Genomic DNA, 1,649 nt, shown 5'->3' on the forward strand with positions numbered 1-1,649 from the left:
GAAAGATCTTCCGAAGTTGGGCGGCGCGGCGGGTGAGGTAGCGCTGTTCGGGCAGGCTGGCGGTGGTCCGGGCGGCGCGGAGGTAAGCGTCGTGGGCGGCGTCGGAGTGGCCGGCTTGTTCGAGTAGGTGGGCGCGTACGGCTTCGAGGCGGTGGCTGTGGGTGAGCCGGTCGTCGGTGTCGAGGGTGCCCAGCGCGGCGAGGCCAGTGGTCGGGCCGTGGACCATGGCCAGGGCGACGGCGCGGCTGAGGGTGACCACGGGCCCGGGCGCGACCTGGGTGAGGACGTCGTAGAGGGCGAGGATCTGTGGCCAGTCGGTGTCGGCGGCGGTGAGGGCTTCGTCGTGGATGGCGGCGATGGCGGCCTGGATCTGGTATTGGCCGACCGGCCCAGTGCCGAGGGTGCCGGTGAGCAGTTTTTGACCTTCTTCGATTGCCGACTGGTCCCATCGTTGGCGGTCTTGGTCGGTTAGGGGCACTATCGAGCCGTCGGCGGCGGTACGGGCGGTGCGGCGGGCGTCGGTGAGCAGCATCAGCGCCAGTAGTCCGGCGACCTCACCGTCGCGGGGCAGCAGGTGGTGCAGCAGCCGGGTGAGGCGGATCGCTTCGGTGGTCAGGTCGGCTCGGCTCAGGTCGGGGCCTGAGGTGGCGGTGTAGCCCTCGTTGAAGATCAGGTACAGGACGTGCAGGACCACGGCGAGCCGGCCGGCGCGCTCGGCCGGTGTCGGCAGTTCGAATCGGGCGCCGGTGTCGCGGACGCGCTGTTTCGCGCGGGTGATCCGTTGCGCCATGGTGGTCTCCGGGACCAGGAACGCCGAGGCGATCTGCGCGGTGCTCAGTCCGCCCACCGCGCGCAGGGTGAGCGCGAGCTGTGACGGTGGGGACAAGCTGGGGTGGCAGCACAGGAACAGCAGGATGAGGGTGTCGTCGGGGTCGGTGGCGGGCGGGTGGAGGCTCGGATCCACGGCTGCGGTCGCCTCGCGGCGGCGGCGGGCACTGTCGCTGCGCCAATGGTCCACCAGGGCTCGGGTGGCCACGGTGGTCAGCCAGGCGCGGGGCTGATTCGGAACGCCGTCACTCGGCCATTGCACGGTGGCGGCCAGCAGCGCCTCCTGGACGGCGTCCTCGCAGGCGTCGAACTGTCCGTGGCGGCGGACGAGCGCGCCGAGGACCTGCGGCGCGAGGTCGCGCAGCAGGTTCCCGAATGGCTCGGTCACGAACCCGACTCTCACATGTCCGTAGGAGGCTCATCCATGATTCGCCGGACCTCCATCGGGAACTCGGTCACCGCGACCACCTGCGAGGCGATCTCGACCGCCCGTTCGTAGCTGCCCTCGATGACCCAGTATCCGGCGAGACTCTCCTTGATCTCCGCGAACGGGCCGTCGGTCGGCGCGGGTGCGCCGTCGACGAACCGCACGGTCGTGGCCTGCGTCGGGTCGGTCAGGTGCCGACTCTCGATCACTTCGCCGGCCTGGCGTAGTTCGCGGTCCATCCGCATCATCGTGGTCTGTATCTCGGTGATCCACTCCGGGCTGCGGTCGACCAGCGACGCTCCCATCCCGCTGAACATCATGATCATGTACTTCATCGGTAGCTCCTTCTCGTCGCGTGCCCGGTCGCTCGGCGTCGGCTCTCGGTCGGAGCCGC

Annotated in this window: 2 protein-coding genes; both read right to left on the reverse strand. The window is 69.9% G+C overall.

The genetic code is table 11. The annotated features are described in order from the left end of the window. The coding region (locus tag E1182_RS30475) for an RNA polymerase sigma factor (RefSeq protein WP_132271181.1) at positions 1-1,216 on the reverse strand (1,216 nt) is incomplete at its 3' end. Between the two features lie 11 nt (positions 1,217-1,227). Further along, a partial coding sequence (locus E1182_RS30480; protein WP_243706510.1) for a YciI family protein occupies positions 1,228-1,649 on the reverse strand: 422 nt, incomplete at its 5' end.

Origin of the sequence: Micromonospora sp. KC721 (genome assembly GCF_004348355.1) — a bacterium.
In the GTDB taxonomy this organism is placed as follows: domain Bacteria; phylum Actinomycetota; class Actinomycetes; order Mycobacteriales; family Micromonosporaceae; genus Micromonospora.